The organism is Streptomyces sp. iso_384 (assembly GCF_056172905.1).
In genome coordinates this window covers 2,271,673-2,289,217 of the sequence record NZ_JBWBTT010000001.1, presented here as the reverse complement: position 1 = coordinate 2,289,217, position 17,545 = coordinate 2,271,673, and the positions used below count along the sequence as shown (strand labels likewise).

General features: G+C 70.4%; 15 protein-coding genes. 1 reads left to right on the top strand and 14 read right to left on the bottom strand.

Annotated elements, in window-relative coordinates:
• Positions 1–13: 13 nt before the first annotated feature.
• The 5 genes from AC0VY3_RS09990 to AC0VY3_RS09970 form a co-directional block, all read right to left on the bottom strand.
• On the bottom strand, positions 14–1,600 hold the full coding sequence (locus AC0VY3_RS09990) for a Na+/H+ antiporter (protein WP_103506948.1): 1,587 nt from the start codon (positions 1,598–1,600) through the stop codon (positions 14–16).
• Between the two features lie 109 nt (positions 1,601–1,709).
• Entirely contained in the window at positions 1,710–2,195 is a 486-nt protein-coding gene (locus tag AC0VY3_RS09985; RefSeq protein WP_103506949.1) for a GNAT family N-acetyltransferase, read from the bottom strand.
• Positions 2,192–3,133 (bottom strand): RluA family pseudouridine synthase, encoded by a 942-nt coding sequence (locus tag AC0VY3_RS09980; RefSeq protein ID WP_103506950.1) that lies wholly within the window; start codon positions 3,131–3,133, stop codon positions 2,192–2,194. Before AC0VY3_RS09980 ends, AC0VY3_RS09985 begins: the two co-directional genes overlap by 4 nt.
• A gap of 66 nt (positions 3,134–3,199) precedes the next feature.
• On the bottom strand, positions 3,200–3,790 hold the full coding sequence (lspA, locus tag AC0VY3_RS09975; protein WP_103506951.1) for a signal peptidase II: 591 nt from the start codon (positions 3,788–3,790) through the stop codon (positions 3,200–3,202).
• A 58-nt stretch (positions 3,791–3,848) separates the two neighbouring features.
• Positions 3,849–4,640 (bottom strand): TraR/DksA family transcriptional regulator, encoded by a 792-nt coding sequence (locus tag AC0VY3_RS09970; RefSeq protein ID WP_103506952.1) that lies wholly within the window; start codon positions 4,638–4,640, stop codon positions 3,849–3,851.
• 565 nt (positions 4,641–5,205) lie between these two features.
• On the opposite strand from AC0VY3_RS09970, the gene ileS reads away from it, so the two are divergent.
• Complete coding sequence (ileS, locus tag AC0VY3_RS09965) at positions 5,206–8,349, top strand: isoleucine--tRNA ligase (protein WP_475549439.1); 3,144 nt, start codon at positions 5,206–5,208, stop codon at positions 8,347–8,349.
• Between the two features lie 488 nt (positions 8,350–8,837).
• Here the strand turns inward: ileS and AC0VY3_RS09960 are convergent, their stop codons facing one another.
• The 9 genes from AC0VY3_RS09960 to ftsW all read right to left on the bottom strand — a co-directional run bounded on the left by AC0VY3_RS09960 (position 8,838) and on the right by ftsW (position 17,538).
• Complete coding sequence (locus AC0VY3_RS09960; RefSeq protein WP_164611122.1) at positions 8,838–9,989, bottom strand: DivIVA domain-containing protein; 1,152 nt, start codon at positions 9,987–9,989, stop codon at positions 8,838–8,840.
• Between the two features lie 49 nt (positions 9,990–10,038).
• Positions 10,039–10,323 carry a YggT family protein gene (locus tag AC0VY3_RS09955; protein WP_006123846.1) on the bottom strand — a complete coding sequence of 95 codons (285 nt, stop codon included), beginning with the start codon at positions 10,321–10,323 and terminating at the stop codon, positions 10,039–10,041.
• 90 nt (positions 10,324–10,413) lie between these two features.
• A complete protein-coding gene (locus AC0VY3_RS09950) occupies positions 10,414–11,055 on the bottom strand; it encodes a cell division protein SepF (RefSeq protein WP_475549438.1) in 642 nt (213 codons plus the stop codon).
• Positions 11,056–11,180: 125 nt separating this feature from the next.
• On the bottom strand, positions 11,181–11,900 hold the full coding sequence (locus AC0VY3_RS09945) for a YggS family pyridoxal phosphate-dependent enzyme (protein WP_103506955.1): 720 nt from the start codon (positions 11,898–11,900) through the stop codon (positions 11,181–11,183).
• Positions 11,901–11,906: 6 nt separating this feature from the next.
• Positions 11,907–12,647, bottom strand: coding sequence for a peptidoglycan editing factor PgeF (gene pgeF / locus AC0VY3_RS09940; protein WP_103506956.1), 741 nt, complete (start codon positions 12,645–12,647; stop codon positions 11,907–11,909).
• Positions 12,644–13,867, bottom strand: coding sequence for a cell division protein FtsZ (gene ftsZ / locus AC0VY3_RS09935; RefSeq protein ID WP_103506957.1), 1,224 nt, complete (start codon positions 13,865–13,867; stop codon positions 12,644–12,646). Before ftsZ ends, pgeF begins: the two co-directional genes overlap by 4 nt.
• A gap of 276 nt (positions 13,868–14,143) precedes the next feature.
• A complete protein-coding gene (locus AC0VY3_RS09930; protein ID WP_103506958.1) occupies positions 14,144–14,938 on the bottom strand; it encodes a cell division protein FtsQ/DivIB in 795 nt (264 codons plus the stop codon).
• 62 nt (positions 14,939–15,000) lie between these two features.
• Positions 15,001–16,089: an undecaprenyldiphospho-muramoylpentapeptide beta-N-acetylglucosaminyltransferase gene (gene murG, locus AC0VY3_RS09925; RefSeq protein WP_007451369.1), complete on the bottom strand. Its 1,089-nt coding sequence runs from the start codon at positions 16,087–16,089 to the stop codon at positions 15,001–15,003.
• Positions 16,090–16,095: 6 nt separating this feature from the next.
• Positions 16,096–17,538 (bottom strand): putative lipid II flippase FtsW, encoded by a 1,443-nt coding sequence (gene ftsW / locus AC0VY3_RS09920; RefSeq protein WP_181010684.1) that lies wholly within the window; start codon positions 17,536–17,538, stop codon positions 16,096–16,098.
• Positions 17,539–17,545: the final 7 nt, after the last annotated feature.

Here is a 17,545-nt window from a genome sequence, read left to right as displayed (position 1 = left end):
GGACGCCGGAGGCTCAGCGCAGCGAGCGGAAGTCCAGATACCGCAGCACCCGGTCCACGACCTCCGGGTCGGAGCCGGGCTCGCTGCGCGCGGAGAGCACCTCGTGGCGGGCGGCCGACATCATCTCGCGCTGGACCCGGCTGACCGCCTTGAAGCGCTCGGCGCGCTTGGCGTAGGCCTCGCGCCGCTCCTCGTCGACCACGTCCGGGCTGATCCGGGCCCCGATGTCGTACGCGGCGCGCTGGAGGCGCTCCACGACCTCCTCGGGGAAGTCCTCGGCCTCCTGCATCTCCTTGAGGCGGTACTTGGCGGCCTTGGCGGCCCGGATGGCGAGGTCCCGCTCCAGCGCCTCCGCGGTGTCGGTGTCGGCCCGGACCCTCAGCTTCCGCACCAGCCAGGGCAGGGTGAGCCCCTGGAAGACCAGGGTGGCCATGATCACGGCGAACGCGATGAAGATGATCTCGTCGCGCCCGGGGAAGGGCTGCCCGTCGTCGGTCTCCAGCGGGATCGCCAGCGCCAGGGCGACCGAGGCCACCCCGCGCATCCCGGCCCACCACATCACGACGGTCTCCCGCCAACTGGTGGGGATCTCCTCGCTGACGTCGCGTCGGGTGTGCAGCTTCTTGGCGAGCCAGGTCGCGGGCAGCAGCCACAGCAGCCGTACGCCGACGACGACGGCGACGATCGCGAGCCCCCAGCCGACCATCTCCAGGGCGTGCCCGTCGGCGGTGCCGAACACGGTGTGCAGCTCCAGGCCGATGAGCCCGAAGGCGACACCGGTGACCAGGGTGTCGACGATGTCCCAGAAGGTGCGTCCGGTGAGCCGGCCGAGCACGTCGTCGGCGTCGGCGGTGTGCTCGGCGAGGAACAGCGCGATGGTCAGGACGGCCAGCACCCCGGAGCCCTCGAGCTCCTCGGCCAGCGCGTAGGCGACGAAGGGCACCAGCAGGGTCAGGCCGACCTGGAGGGTGGCGTCGCCGAGCAGGTTCATCAGCTTGATGGTGAGCCAGCCGAGCGCGAGGCCGACGGCGACCGCGACGACAGCGGAGAGGACCAGCAGCCCGAAGGCCTCGGGGAGCGAGAAGGTGCCGCTGACGGCGGCGGCGATGGCCACGTGGTAGAGCACGATGGCGGTCACGTCGTTGAAGAGCCCCTCGCCCTCCAGGATCGACACCAGCCTGCGTGGCAGCCCCACGGAACCGGCCACGGCCGTCGCCGCGACCGGGTCGGGCGGGGCGACGAGCGCGCCGAGGGCGACGGCCGCGGCGATGGGCAGCCCCGGCACGATGGAGTTGGCGACCGCGGCGACGGCGGCCGTGGTGACGAAGACGAGGGCCACGGCCAGCAGGAAGATCGGACGTCTGTTGGCGGCGAACTGCCGCCAGGAGGTGCGCTGCACGGTGGCGTAGAGCAGCGGCGGCAGCAGCGCGGGGAGGATGATCTCCGGCGGGACGTCGACGTTCGGCACGAACGGCATGAACGCCATCGCGATGCCGACGAGCGTCATCAGCACCGGCGCCGGCAGCCCCAGCCGTGCTCCGAGCGGCACCGTGACCACGGCTCCGAGCAACAGCAGGAGCAGCAGGGACATCTGTTCCACGAGGGGCCTTCCGGAGCATGCGGGTCCGGCACGTCACGAGCGGCCGAACAAGAACTCCAGCCTGCCACGCGGGGTGTGCGATTCAGCCGATACTCCCCGCTTCCGGCGTTCAGGCCGGGTGGATCTCCCGCCGCATCGCCCGGTGCGGCATGCCCGCGTCGGGGAACTCGGGGCCGTACGCGACATATCCGAGCCGCTCGTAGAAGCCGAGGGCGTGGGTCTGGGCGTGCAGGTCGACGGCGGCCAGGCCCAGCTTCCGCGCCTCGTCCTCGATGGCCACGACGAGGGCCGCACCGACCCCGAGACCGCGGGCGGAACGGCTCACGGCGAGCCGGCCCAGCGAGCCGACGGCCGGGTCGCCGCCGGTCTTCGCGGCCGCGTCCGCACCGTGCAGCAGCCGGCCCGTGCCGAGCGCGGTACCGTCCGCGGCGACGGCCAGGACATGCACGGCGGTCGCGTCGTAGGCGTCGTACTCCAGCTCCTCGGGCACGTTCTGCTCGCCGACGAAGACGTCCTTGCGGACCTGGAAGCAGGCGGCGAGGTCGCTCTCCTCGACGGCCCTGCGGGTGCTGTACGGGGTGGGCCCGGCGGTCACTGGCTCTCCGCGGAGATGGTGTCGAGGGCGTGCTGGAGATCGGCCGGGTAGGTGCTGGAGAACTCCACCCAGCTGCCGTCCGCCGGGTGCTCGAAGCCCAGGCGCACGGCGTGCAGCCACTGGCGGGTCAGCCCGAGGCGCTTGGCCAGCGTCGGGTCCGCGCCGTAGGTGAGGTCGCCGACGCAGGGGTGGCGGTGGGCGGACATGTGGACCCGGATCTGGTGGGTGCGGCCGGTCTCCAGCTTGATGTCGAGGAGGCTGGCGGCGCGGTAGGCCTCGATCAGGTCGTAGTGGGTCACCGACGGCTTGCCCTCGGCGGTGACCGCCCACTTGTAGTCGTGGTTGGGGTGGCGGCCGATGGGGGCGTCGATGGTGCCGCTCATCGGGTCCGGGTGGCCCTGGACGAGGGCGTGGTACTTCTTGTCGACGATCCGGTCGCGGAACTGTGCCTTGAGCAGGGTGTAGGCACGCTCGGACTTGGCGACGACCATCAGGCCGGAGGTGCCGACGTCGAGGCGGTGCACGATGCCCTGGCGCTCGGCGGCGCCGGACGTGGAGATCCGGTAGCCGGCGGCGGCGAGGCCGCCGATGACGGTGGTCCCGGTCCAGCCGGGGCTGGGGTGGGCGGCGACGCCGACCGGCTTCATGATGACGACGATGTCGTCGTCGTCGTGGACGATCTCCATGCCCTCGACGGGCTCGGCGACGATCTGGACCGGAGCGGGCGCCCCCGGCATCTCCACTTCCAGCCAGGCGCCCCCGTGGACCCGCTCGGACTTCCCGGCCACCGAGCCGTCCACCTGGACCTTCCCGGCTGCGGCCAGCTCGGCGGCCTTGGTGCGGGAGAAACCGAACATCCTGGCGATGGCGGCGTCGACACGCTCGCCTTCCAGGCCGTCCGGTACGGGCAGGGTGCGGATCTCGGGGTGCGTACTCACCTGTCGAGTATGCCTTGCGCGGAAAGCTCTCCGCGCGGCCCGGCCCCGCTCAGCACTTGTGCACGGTCAGTCCTTGTGCACGGTCCCGTCGGGGTCGAGGCCCTTGAAGGAGAGGATCACGATGAGGATGCCGCCGCACACGATGGCGGAATCGGCGAGGTTGAAGACGGCGAAGTGCTTGGGGGCGATGAAGTCGACCACCGCACCTTCGAACACACCGGGCGCCCGGAAGAGCCGGTCGGTGAGGTTGCCGAGCGCACCGCCCAGGAGGAGTCCCAGGGCGATGGCCCACGGCAGGCTGTAGAGCTTGCGGGCCAGCCGGACGATCACCACGATCACACCGGCGGCGATGATGGTGAAGATCACCGTGAACGCCTCGCCGAACCCGAAGGCGGCGCCCGCGTTCCGGATCGCCCGGAACTGCAGCCAGTCGCCGATGACGTCGATCGGCGGCTGGTGCTCCAGCTTCGCGACCACGATCATCTTGCTGACCAGGTCCAGGAGATAGGCCACGACGGCCACGCTCAGCAGAACGAGGACCTTCCGCTTGCCCCGGCCCGCGTTCACGGCGGCGTCGGCGGCCGTGCTGCCGCCTTCGTCCGTGCCCTCGGCATCGGGATTTTCCGGCGTACCGATGATGCGCTCCGCCTCTGCCACGTGAATCCCTCGACCTAGGTGCCTGACTGAGGACGAGGGTACGACACACCTGTGCGGATCAGCCGCGCCGCTCCTGCTTCTGTTTGTCCTCGACGCACAGGGTGGCCCGGGGGAAGGCCTGCATCCGCGCCTTGCCGATCGGTTTGCCGCAGATCTCGCAGAGGCCGTACGTCCCCGCCTCCAGACGGGCCAGCGCCCGCTCGGTCTGCTCCAGCATCTCCTGGGCGTTGGCGGCGAGCGACAGCTCGTGCTCGCGGGTGATGTTCTTGGTGCCGGTGTCGGCCTCGTCGTCGCCCGCGCCGTCGCCGGAGTCCCGCATCAGCCCGGCGAGCGCCGCACCGGACGCCTCCAGCTCGCTGCGGAGCCGCAGGATCTCGCTGGTGAGCAGGGTGCGCGCCTCGGTGACCTCCTCGGGCGTCCAGGGGTCCTCCCCGGGCCGGACGGCCAGCTCGTCGGGGGCGGCGGCGCGGGCCGGTGGCACCGGGGCCGTGGCCTGTCCGCCCGCCGCGGGACGACTCGCGCTCTTCTTGGCTACCACCGTTGGGGCTCCCGTCTGCTCGGCGGCCGGGGCCGCCTCCGTGGCCGCCGTCGCGGCCTTTTCCGACGTCTTCCTGGCCGCGCTCTTCTTGGCGGCGGTCTTCTTGGCGGCAGGCTCCTCGCCGGCCGCCGACTTCTTCGCCGCGGCCTTCTTGGCCACGGTCTTCTTCGCCGCCGTCTTCTTGGCCGCCGTCTTCCTGGCGGCGGCCTTCTTCGCCGTCCTCTTCGCGGGCGCGGCCTCCTGGCCGGCCGGTGGCTCGTGGGTGCCGTCGTGCTCGGCCGCGGTCTCTTCCGCCGTCTTCTTCGCCACCATGGCCGCGGCCCCTTCACATATTGTGATCTTGCTCGCGAATCGTGCTGGGACGATAAATCGACTCCAGCCCCGCGGCAACGGGGCACGCCGCCATCTCGCCCCTCCCCGTGTCCGGTCGTGGCGCGCCTGCCTCCGTTGTTCCCAGCTCCCCGCCCGGTAATCCGGCCACCGGCCCCCGCCGGGAACTCCGGACGCCCCGTCCCGCCACTCGGGTCACGCCCGCGCGCCGCCGATAACCGGTCGGCCGTCGCCCGTACGGGCCCGTACACTGGGCCCAGCGAGAGGCGTGGATGGGACGAGTAGCGTCGTACGCAGCCAGCAGCGACCCGGGGACGGTGGGAGCCCGGGGGCGAGCGCGATGTGAAGATCACCCCGGAGCCGCCGGAAGAACGCCTGGGACACGTGGGTCACGCCCACGGGCGCCAGGCCACTAGACCCGGCGTCGCGACCCCAATGAGGGGGCCAGGGGCACACGCCCAGGGCCAAGGAGGGTGGTACCGCGGGAGCAGATCCGGCTCTCGTCCCTCCGACGGAAGTGGAAAACGTCCGCCGGAGGAAGCCGCACATGACATCGCCGCAGTACCGCCAGGTACCCGCCCAGGTCGACCTGCCCGCGCTGGAGCACGCCGTGCTCGACTTCTGGCGCGAGAGCAAGGTCTTCGCCAAGAGCCTCGACCGGTCCGAGGGCCGCCCCGAGTGGGTCTTCTACGAGGGCCCGCCCACCGCCAACGGCATGCCGGGCGCGCACCACATCGAGGCCCGCGTCTTCAAGGACGTCTTCCCCCGCTTCCGCACCATGCAGGGCTACCACGTGGGCCGGAAGGCCGGCTGGGACTGCCACGGCCTGCCGGTCGAACTCGCCGTGGAGAAGGAACTGGGCTTCAACGGCAAGAAGGACATCGAGGCGTTCGGCATCGCCGAGTTCAACGCCAAGTGCCGTGCGTCCGTGACCCGGCACACCGACGCCTTCGCCGAGCTGACGACCCGCATGGGCTACTGGGTCGACCTGGACGACGCGTACCGCACGATGGACCCGGAGTACGTGGACTCCGTGTGGTGGTCGCTCAAGGAGATCTTCAACAAGGACCTGCTGGTCCAGGACCACCGGGTCGCCCCCTGGTGCCCGCGCTGCGGCACCGGCCTGTCCGACCATGAGCTGGCCCAGGGCTACGAGACGGTCGTCGACCCCTCGGTCTTCGTCCGCTTCCCCCTCACCTCCGGCCCGCTGGCCGGCGAGGCGGCCCTCCTGGTCTGGACGACCACGCCGTGGACGCTGGTCTCCAACACGGCCGTCGCCGCGCACCCGGACGTCCGGTACGTCGTCGCGACGAACGGCGAGGAGAAGCTCGTCGTCGCCGAACCGCTGCTGGAGAAGGCGCTAGGCGAGGGCTGGGAGACGACCGGCCAGTCGTTCACGGGCGCCGAGATGGAGCGCTGGACCTACGAGCGCCCGTTCGCCCTGGTCGACTTCCCGGCCGAGGCGCACTACGTGGTCAACGCCGAGTACGTCACGACCGAGGACGGTACGGGTCTGGTCCACCAGTCCCCCGCGTTCGGCGCCGACGACCTCCTGGTCTGCCGCGCGTACGGCCTCCCGGTGGTCAACCCGGTCCGCCCCGACGGCACGTTCGAGGAAGACCTCCCGCTGGTCGGTGGCGTCTTCTTCAAGAAGGCCGACGAGGCGCTCACCGCGGACCTGGACGCACGCGGCAAGCTCTTCCGCCACGTCCCGTACGAGCACAGCTACCCGCACTGCTGGCGCTGCCACACGGCGCTTCTCTACTACGCACAGCCGTCCTGGTACATCAGGACGACGGCGATCAAGGACCGGCTCCTTGAGGAGAACGAGAAAACCAACTGGTTCCCGGACTCGGTCAAGAACGGCCGCTTCGGCGACTGGCTGAACAACAACGTCGACTGGGCGCTCTCCCGTAACCGCTACTGGGGCACACCGCTGCCGATCTGGCGCTGCGAGGACAACCACCTGACGTGCGTGGGCTCAAGGGCGGAACTCACAGAACTCACGGGCGCGGACCAGTCGTCGCTCGACCCTCACCGCCCCTTCATCGACGAGATCACCTTCACGTGCACGCACGGGAACTGCCAGCTGGAGGCGTATCGCGTCCCGGAGGTCATCGACGCCTGGTACGACTCGGGTTCGATGCCGTTCGCGCAGTGGGGCTACCCGTACAAGAACAAGGAGATCTTCGAGAGCCGCTACCCGGCGCAGTTCATCTCGGAGGCCATCGACCAGACCCGCGGCTGGTTCTACACGCTGATGGCGGTGGGCACGCTGGTCTTCGACAAGTCGTCCTACGAGAACGTCGTCTGCCTGGGCCACATCCTCGCCGAGGACGGCCGCAAGATGTCCAAGCACCTGGGCAACATCCTCCAGCCGATCCCGCTGATGGACCAGCACGGGGCGGACGCGGTGCGGTGGTTCATGGCGGCGGGCGGCTCCCCGTGGGCGGCACGCCGGGTGGGCCACGGGACGATCCAGGAGGTCGTCCGCAAGACGCTCCTGACGTACTGGAACACGGTGGCTTTCCAGGCCCTGTACGCACGTACCTCGTCCTGGGCGCCCTCCGAGGCCGACCCGGCCCCCGCGGACCGCACGGTCCTGGACCGCTGGCTGCTGAGCGAACTCAACGCGCTGGTCGACCAGATGACGGTGGCGATGGAGGGTTACGACACCCAGCGGGCCGGCAAGCTGCTCTCGGCGTTCGTGGACGACCTCTCCAACTGGTACGTACGCCGCTCGCGCCGCCGCTTCTGGCAGGGCGACAAGGCGGCGCTGCGCACGCTGCACGAGGTGGTCGAGACGGTCACGCGACTGATGGCCCCGCTGGTCCCGTTCATCACGGAGCGGGTCTGGCAGGACCTGATCGCCCCGGTGACGCCGGACGCCCCGGAGTCGGTGCACCTGGCGTCGTGGCCGAAGCCCGACGCCACGGCGATCGACCCGGCCCTCTCCTCCCAGATGGCGCTGGTGCGCCGCCTGGTCGAGCTGGGCCGGGCGACGCGCGCCGAGTCGGGTGTGAAGACGCGCCAGCCGCTGTCCCGGGCCCTGGTAGCGGCGAACGGCTTCGACACGCTGCCCGCCGACCTTCGGGCGCAGATCACGGAAGAGCTGAACGTCACATCGCTGGCCTCGCTCTCCGAGGTGGGCGGCTCGCTGGTCGACACGACGGCGAAGGCGAACTTCAGGGCGCTGGGCAAGCGGTTCGGCAAGGGTGTGCAGGCGGTGGCCAAGGCCGTGGCCGAGGCGGACGCGGCGGCGCTCTCCCTCGCCCTGCGCGAGGGCACGGCGACGGTGGAGGTGGAGGGCGAGAAGATCACCCTCGCCCCGGATGAGGTGATCATCACGGAGACCCCGCGCGAGGGCTGGTCGGTCGCCTCGGACTCGGGCGCGACGGTGGCCCTGGACCTGGAGATCACCCCGGAGCTTCGCCGCGCGGGCCTGGCCCGTGACGCGATCCGCCTGATCCAGGAGGCCCGCAAGAACAGCGGCCTGGACGTGGCGGACCGCATCGCCGTCCGCTGGACGACGACCTCCCCGGCAACGGCGGAGGCCCTCACGGAGCACACCCCCCTGATCTCCGAGGAGGTCCTGGCCGTGGACTACGCGGAGGGCGAGGCGGACGGGACGTACGGCGAGGCGTTCGAGGACGAGGGCCTGGCGCTCACGTTCCGCCTGCGCAAGCAGTAGGGGCAGCCCGCCCGAATGAAGAAGGGCCCGCCGGAATCCGTTCCGGCGGGCCCTTCCGCGTACCCCCTCAAGGGCTCCGCCCCCGAACCCCCGCGCCTCAAACGCCGGCGAGGCTGCCTCTCCTCATTCGCCGGAGGGGCTACAAGACGTCCTCAAACGCCGGACGGGCTGGATATGCCCGGCCGAATCAAGCCCCTCCCGCGCGTGAGCAGCAAGGCCAGGTTGTCCTCAAGCCCCTCCGGCGATTGAGGAGCGGGGTCCGGGGCGGAGCCCCGAAACTCAGCCCGTCCGGCGCTTGAGGGCAAGAGGGGGCCCGGGGCAGCGCCCCGGTTTCGGGAAGGGGCGGGTAGGGGAACAGCCCGCCGCAGGCACACCACCCCCACCCCGGCTCCCCGGCCACCGCCCACGGCAAAGGGCCGGGCCCCGGGAAAACCCGGGGCCCGGCCCTTTGCCTGCCGACGGCTACGCGCTCAGCGAGCGCATACCGCTCAGTTGTCGTCCTCGTCGATCAGGAACCCACGCATCGGCGAAGGCGCCTGCTGCATCGGCTGCGGCGCCTGCGGCCGCACCGGCGCCATCGGCTGCGTCATCGCGGGCGACATCTGCTGCTGGCCACCGTAGGACGGCGCACCGCCCATGGACTGGCCGCCACCCATCTGCTGGCCACCGTGGCCACCGTGGTTGGAGCCGCCCATGGAGTGACCCATCGCGCCCGCACCGGCCGGGGCCAGCGAGGGGGACGGCGGCAGCGAGGCGGTCGCCGGAGTCCGCGGCGGGGCGAGCGAGTCGTCCGCCTGGGTCTCCAGCTGACGCAGCTGGCTCTCCAGGTAGGACTTCAGCCGCGTGCGGTACTCGCGCTCGAAGCCACGCAGGTCCTCGACCTTGCGCTCCAGCGTCGCGCGGGCCGACTCCAGCGAGCCCATCGCCACGCGATGCTTCTCCTGCGCGTCCCGCTCCAGGGCGTCGGCCTTGGCGCGCGCGTCGCGCTCCAGGCCCTCGGCACGGCTACGGGCCTCGCCGACGATCTTGTTGGCCTCGGAACGGGCCTCCGCGATCGCCTGGTCGGCAGTCTGCTGCGCGAGCGAGAGGACACGGGCGGCGCTGTCGCCACCGGGGCCCTGCCCCTGCTGCTGCATCTGCGGCGGCTGCATCTGCTGCATCTGCTGCTGCTGGGGGTGCTGACCCATGGGGCCGCCCATCGGGCCACCCATGGGGCCGCCCTGCATCGGGCCGGGGCCGTGCGGGCCCTGCGGACCGGGGCCGTGGCCGCCCTGGGGGCCGTGGCCACTGGGACCTGCGGGCAGCTGCGGCGCGCCACCGGGCAGCTGGGGCGGACCCATCTGCGGAGGCTGCTGCTGCTGCGGCGGTCCGGATATGGCGGCGGGAACGGGCGCACCGGGGCGGTCCTGCTGCTCCGGAGGCTTGCGCATGCCCTGCTGCTGTTGCTGCTGCTGGTTCTGCGCGGCGGCGCGCGTCGCGGCGGCCAGCTTGGCGCGCAGGTCCTCGTTCTCACGGAGCAGACGGGTCAGCTCCGATTCGACCTCGTCTAGAAAGGCATCGACCTCGTCCTCGTCATAGCCTTCTCGGAGGCGGACGGTCGTGAACTGCTTGTTCCGCACGTCCTCAGGGGTCAACGGCATCTCTTCTTCACCTCTACGTAGTCGTCGGCAGTCGGCAAGACCGTATCGCTCACAACCTGACCACAACGCTGATCAGGATGTAGACGATGATCATCAGAACGAAGAAGGACAGGTCGAGTGCCACGCCCCCGAGACGCAGCGGCGGGATGAACCGCCGCAGAAGCTTGAGCGGTGGATCGGTGACAGTGTAGGTGGCCTCAAGTACGACCACCATCGCCTTGCCGGGTTGCCATGAACGTGCGAACTGGAAGACATAGTCCATGACCAGCCGGAAGATCAGCACGATGAGGAAACACATCAGCGCGATATAGACCACATCCAGTGCGACGCCCATGTCCCGCGGTTCCCTCTCCCCTGGCTCTCGTAGCTCCGGCCTCGTGGCCGGCACCGGCCTCTCGGCCGGGTTGTTCCCGGTGTCGTGTTCTCAGCTCTGGTTGAAGAATCCGCCCTCTGCGATGCGGGCCTTGTCCTCCGCCGTGACATCGACGTTAGCAGGCGACAACAGGAACACCTTCTGCGTCACGCGTTCAATGCTGCCATGGAGACCGAAGACGAGACCCGCGGCAAAGTCGACAAGTCGCTTCGCGTCCGTATCGTCCATCTCCGTGAGATTCATGATCACCGGAGTGCCCTCACGGAAGTGTTCCCCGATGGTACGGGCCTCGTTGTAGGTCCTGGGGTGCAGCGTGGTGATGCGGTACGGCTCCCGCTCGGACACGACCTTGGGCATGATCACCGGTGCGTTCTTCTCCATGCTCGGGCGTTCAGGTGTGATGGATGCCACGGGGGCGATTCGGGCGGGTCGCCCGCTTTCCGCGGGGAGCTGAACCGGCTCGCGCTGGGCGGGCGGTTGCACCACTCGCACTGGTTCATCCCTTTCGCGCTCACGCTCGCGATCCCGCTCGCGTTCCCGCTCCACCTGGTGCGGGGGCTGGTGCCGCCGCCGGTCGCGCTCGGGCTCCGGCTCAGGTTCGAATTCGTCATCGGGGTCGAACCCCGGACCGTCGTACCCATCGTCCTCCACGAGGCCGAGGTAGACCGCCATCTTGCGCATCGCGCCGGCCATGCTCCGAGTCCTCCGCTCTGTGGTGGATCGGCATTCGTCACCAAGTGCCCGCGATCCACGGTGGTCTGTCCGCTATGAGCGGTAATGACCATATTTTCTGCTGTGGTCCGACTTGCTTCGCGACGTTACCCGAGCCGGGGTCGGACTCCGAGCACCGCCGTACCGACGCGTACATGTGTCGCTCCGGCCGCCACCGCGTCCTCCAGATCCCCGCTCATACCTGCGGAGACCATGTTCGCAGCCGGATGACCGGCGCGCAGGCGGGATGAGATTTCCATCAGCCGGTCGAACGCGGCCCGTTGCCGGCCGGCGTACTCCCCGGCCAGCGGGGCCACGGTCATCAGTCCGTCGAGCCGGAGTCCGGGAGCCGCGTCGATCGCGGCCGCCAACTCCTCGACCCCGTCCGGCGCGACGCCGCCGCGCTCACCGCGCTCGCCGCTCTCCGCGTCCAGGGCGACCTGGATCAGACAGCCGAGCTCGCGCTCCCCGCGCACCGCGGCGGCGGAGAGAGCGGCGACCAGCTTGGCGCGGTCCACCGACTGCACGACATCGGCATAACTGGTCACAGAACGAACCTTGTTCGTCTGCAATTGTCCGACAAAGTGCCATGTCAGCGAAAGATCCGCACAAGCGGTGGCCTTGGGGGCTGCGTCCTGGTCACGATTCTCCGCGACATGGCGCACACCGAGTTCATGCAGGATCCGCACATCGGTCGCGGGGTAGGTCTTGGTGACCACGATCAGGGTCACTTCCTCGCGCTTGCGACCGGCGGCGGCGCAGGAGGAGGCGATCCTTTCCTCCACCTGTGCCAGATTCGCGGCGAGTTGAGCCTTACGGTCCGTCATGCCCTATCAGTCCAACCAGACATATCCGGCGAGCCGCCCGGTGGTGCGGTCGCGGCGGTACGAGAAGTGGTCGCCCGATTCCAGGGTGCAGTGCGGCGAGGAGTGCCGGTCCGTCACCCCGAGGGCGGCGAGCTGGGCGTGGACTCCGCCGGTGACGTCGACCGCCGGTGTTCCCCAGCTGGTCTCGGACCAGGTGCCGGGGACGGCCTCGGCGACCTCGGCCCGCATCGCCTCGGGCACTTCGTAGCACCGTCCGCAGACGGCCGGTCCGGTGTGCGCGGTGATCCGGGAGGGTTGTGCGCCGAGCGCGACCATGGCCTCGACCACCGCCGGCACGACTCCGGCGACCAGCCCCGGCCGCCCGGCGTGCGCCGCCCCGACGATTCCGGCGACCGGGTCGGCGAGCAGTACGGGGGTGCAGTCGGCGGTGAGGACCGCGAGCGGCAGCCCCCGCCGGGCGGTCACCACCGCGTCCACGGCCGGGATCTCCGCGTCCGCGCCCCAGGGCCCGTCCACCACCGCGACGTCCCGGCCGTGCACCTGGTTCATCCAGACGACGCGGGCCGGGTCGATGCCGAGGTCGCGGGCCGCGCGCTCGCGATTCGCGCCGACGGCGGCGGGGTCGTCACCGACCGCGCCGCCGAGGTTGAGTTCACCGTACGGAGCGACGCTCACTCCACCCCACCGGTCGGTGAAGGCGAAATGAGCGCTGCCCGCGACGGATGCCGCCCGATGCTGACCTATCACTTCAAGAAGTCCGGTACGTCCAGCTCTTCGGCCTGGGCGTCCTGGTAGGGACGGGCCGGCGGTACGTGCGGCGGAGAGACCTGCGGCAGCGCGCTCTCGCTCGAAGCCGACGCGGGGGCGGGCTCGGCCGGGGCCGGGCTCTCCTCGCGCGGAGGTACGGAACCGAGTCCGCCCGTCGGACGTGCGGGCTCGACGGAGGACCTGACCGGGGCGGCCGGCTCCTCGCGCTTGTTGCTGTTGGCGCCGAGGACGTTCTCCCGGCGGGCCGGCGGCTGTCCGCCGTCGAAGCCCGCGGCGATCACGGTGACCCGCACCTCGTCACCCAGGGCGTCGTCGATGACGGCGCCGAAGATGATGTTGGCCTCGGGGTGCGCCGCCTCGCTCACCAGCTGGGCGGCCTCGTTGATCTCGAAGAGACCGAGGTCGCTGCCGCCGGAGATGGAGAGCAGGACACCGCGGGCGCCGTCGATGGAGGCCTCCAGGAGGGGCGAGGAGATCGCCATCTCCGCGGCCGCCACCGCGCGGTCGTCGCCGCGCGCCGAGCCGATGCCCATGAGCGCCGATCCGGCCTCGGACATGACCGACTTGACGTCGGCGAAGTCGAGGTTGATCAGACCCGGGGTGGTGATGAGGTCGGTGATGCCCTGGACACCCGAGAGCAGCACCTGGTCGGCCGACTTGAACGCGTCGAGCACGCTGACCTGGCGGTCCGAGATGGACAGCAGGCGGTCGTTGGGAATGACGATGAGGGTGTCGACCTCTTCGCGGAGTTCGGCGATGCCGTCCTCCGCCTGGTTCGCGCGTCGCCGGCCCTCGAAGGTGAACGGGCGGGTGACCACGCCGATCGTCAGGGCGCCGAGCGAGCGCGCGATGTTGGCGACGACGGGTGCGCCGCCGGTGCCGGTGCCGCCGCCCTCTCCGGCGGTGACGAAGACCATGTCGGCCCCCTTGAGGACCTCCTCGATCTCCTCACGGTGGTCCTCTGCCGCCTTACGACCGACGGCCGGGTTCGCCCCGGCGCCGAGGCCCCGGGTGAGTTCGCGGCCGACGTCGAGCTTGACGTCGGCGTCGCTCATCAACAGGGCTTGTGCGTCCGTGTTGATCGCGATGAACTCGACGCCCTTGAGACCGACCTCGATCATTCGGTTGATGGCATTGACACCACCGCCGCCGACACCGATGACCTTGATGACTGCGAGGTAGTTCTGCGGTGCTGCCACGTCGAAGGCCTCTCGCCTCGAGTTACGTGTCGTCGCTCTGCGGTGGCCCCGCGGCGATGACTGATGTCGATGGGGACGGTCCGAACGCCGACCCAAACCCTAACGCTGAAGTTTAGGGTTATCAGTGTGTCTGCTTCCTGGACTCTTCCGAACAGGACACTAAGTCGACAAGTGGCGCACGTTCAACGAACACGCCGAACCTCCCGTTTTTCTTTTCACCCTATGTGATCACCCGTAGCGCTGACCAACCAGGGTGCTGGCCAGCACAAATACCCGTCAACTCGCCGATACCGCCGGGGCGGTGGGAGCGCTTACGTCGAAGTGCCCCGCTTTGGGGGCGGCTTTCATGAGCGCGCCGAGCACCCGTGCCTTCACCGGCCCGTCCTCGCCGCTCCCCCAGGTCACCACACGATCGCGGGTGAGCCGCAAGGAGATCGCGTCGTACGAGGTGACGCGGACGGCCTCGGTGTCCCGGGCGACGCCCGCCGGAAGGCCGCCGGCCACTCGGACCGCCTCCCGCAACAGACGGTCACCGCCGAAGCGGCGCAGGCTCGCGGACGGTTCGGGAGTCAGCTCCAGCAGGGGCACGCCCTTCGGCGCCTTGTCCACGGTGGCGAAGCGCACGCCCTCGGCATCCACTTCCACGAACTTCCCGCCCTTCTCGACGAGCAGGACCGGCTTCCGTTCGGTCACCTTAAGGCCGATGCCGTGCGGCCAGGACCGAACGACATCAACTGTGTCGATACGAGGCAACTTCTGGCGCAACCGGCGCTCCATGGCACCGGTGTCCACGGAGACCAGCGGAGCGCCGATCGGAGCTGCGGCAACCGCTTCCACTTCCTCGCGGGTCAGGACCTCGACGCCGCTCGTGGTGACCTTCTCGACGCGGAGCCAGGAGGAGCCGTAGAGCACCCAGATCACGAACGCGGCGAGCAGGGCTGCCACGACGCCGATCAGGATCAGCAGCAGACGGCGGCTGATCCGGGGCCCCTCGGGGCCGATGTGCGGCGGGCGGGCGGAGGTGTCCGCCCGCCCGGGTGCGCCGCGCTGTGCGGTCGTCGGTCCGGCCACGCTCGCTCCTTCGCCGGACCCGGGGCACCCGCCCCGGGTCCGCACCGCATCGCGCCGTACGCCTAACGGCGTGCGGCGATCGCTTCGTACACCATGCCGACGAGCAGGTCGTCGGCGTCGCGCCGGCCGAACTCGGCCGCGGCGCGGGACATTTCGTACAGCCGGTGGGGGTCCGACAGTACCGGCAGGACGTTGCCCTGCACCCATTCCGGGGTGAGCGCCGCGTCGTCCACCAGCAGGCCGCCGCCGGCGTTGACCACCGGCTGGGCGTTGAGCCGCTGTTCGCCGTTGCCGATGGGCAGCGGGACGTAGGCGGCGGGGAGCCCGACGGCGGAGAGTTCGGCGACGGTCATCGCGCCGGCACGGCAGAGCATCATGTCGGCCGCGGCGTACGCGAGGTCCATCCGGTCCACGTACGGTACCGGGATGTAGGGCGGCATTCCGGGCATGTTGTCGATCCGCGGCAATTCGTTCTTCGGGCCGACCACATGGAGGATCTGGATCCCGGAGCGCTGGAGCAGCGGCGCGACCCGCTGGACGACCTCGTTGAGGTGGCGCGCGCCCTGCGAGCCGCCGGAGACCAGCAGCGTGGGCAGGTTGGGGTCGAGGCCGAAGGAGGCGCGGGCCTCCGGGCGGACCCGGGCGCGGTCCAGGGTGGCGATGGTGCGGCGCAGCGGGATGCCGATGTAGCGGGCGCCGCGCAGCTTGCTGTCCGGGGTGGAGACGGCGACCCCGTGGGCGTAGCGCGAGCCGATCTTGTTGGCCAGGCCCGGGCGGGCGTTGGCCTCGTGGACCACGATCGGCACACCGGCCCGCTTGGCGGCGAGATAGCCGGGCAGCGCGACGTAGCCGCCGAAGCCGACCACGCAGTCCGCCTTGGTGCGCTCCAGGATCTGCTCGGCCGCCTTGATGGTGCCGCGCAGCCGGCCCGGGACGGTGATCAGTTCGGGCGTGGGCTTACGGGGCAGCGGGACCGCGGGGATGAGCGCCAGCTCGTACCCCCGCTCGGGCACGAGCCTGGTCTCCAGTCCGCGTTCCGTGCCGAGGGCAGTGATTCCCACGGTCGGGTCCTGCCTGCGCAGGGCGTCTGCGAGGGCAAGCGCGGGCTCGATGTGTCCGGCGGTCCCCCCGCCGGCGAGTACGACATGCACCGAAATTCACCGCTCTCCGGACGAACGCTTCTTGACGCGCCGTCTCATCGTCTTCCATCTCACCCCGGGCCTCCGCATGGCCAGGGCCGCCTTCGCTGCGGGATCCTCCCGTGCGAAGGCGATCATCAGCCCGACCGCGAACATCGTCGGCAGCAGGGCCGACCCCCCGTAGGAGAACAGCGGGAGCGGAACCCCGGCGATCGGCAACAGGCCGAGCACCGCACCGATGTTGATCACGGCCTGGGCCGTGATCCACGTGGTCACGCCTCCCGCGGCATACCTCACGAAGGGGTCCTCCGTGCGTCCGGCCACGCGGATACCCGCATAGCCTAGAGCCGCGAACAGGGCGAGCACGGACAGCGTCCCTGCCAGACCCAGTTCCTCACCGGTGATCGCGAAGATGAAGTCGGTGTGGGGTTCCGGGAGTTGACCCCATTTTTCCACACTCGCACCCAGCCCGGAACCGAACCATCCGCCGGACGCCAGAGCATAGATTCCGTGGGCGGCCTGCCAGCAGCCGCCCTCCGGATCGGGTTCGCTCACGCCCATGCAGGCGAGCCGGGACATCCGGTTCGGGCTGGTTCTGATCAGCAGGAACGCGAGGACGGCGGCGAAGCCGAGGACTCCGGCGAAGAGCCGGGTGGGGGCGCCGGCCAGCCAGAGCAGACCGAACAGGATCGCCGTGAGAATGATCGCGGTTCCCATGTCGCCGCCGAGCATGATCAGTCCGAGCAGCATGAAGGCGACCGGGACGAGCGGCACGAGCATGTGCTTCCACTGCGTCAGCAACCGCTTGTCCTGCTTGCGGGCCAGCAGGTCGGCGCCCCACAGGATGAGGGCCAGCTTGCCGAACTCGCTGGGCTGGAGCTGGAACGGGCCGCCCAGGTAGAGCCAGTTCTGGTTGCCGTTGACCGACATCCCTATCCCCGGCACCTGGACCAGGATCATCAGGAATACGGTGACCATCAGTATCGGGTAGGCCAGCGCCCGGTGGAGCTTCACGGGCATCCGGGCGGCGATCAGCATCAGAGCGCCCCCGATGACGGCGGCGAGGAACTGCTTGCCGAAGAAGTACGTCGAGGGCTTGCTGATGTCCAGCGCCTTGATCATCGAGGCGGAGTAGACCATCACCAGGCCCAGCACGGTGATCAGGAGGCTGGAGCCGAGGATCACGTAATAGGCGGTCAGTGGCCGGTCCCAGGCCCGCCGTGCCCGCTCGTAGGCCCGGCGCGGTCCGCCGCCGCGCCCGGAGCGCGGGGTACGGGAGCCGGAGCCGCCGCGTCCGGAGCCGCGCGGTGTCTCGGGGCGCCGGGCGCCGGTGGCGAGGCGTCCGCGCAGGGCGAGCCCGGGGGGCTGCGGTACGCCGGCGGGTGCGGGCGCCGCGAGGGGGCGGGGTACCGAGGCCCGTGCGCTCTCCCGCCGTACGGCGAATCTCTCGTCGGCCGGCATTGTCGCT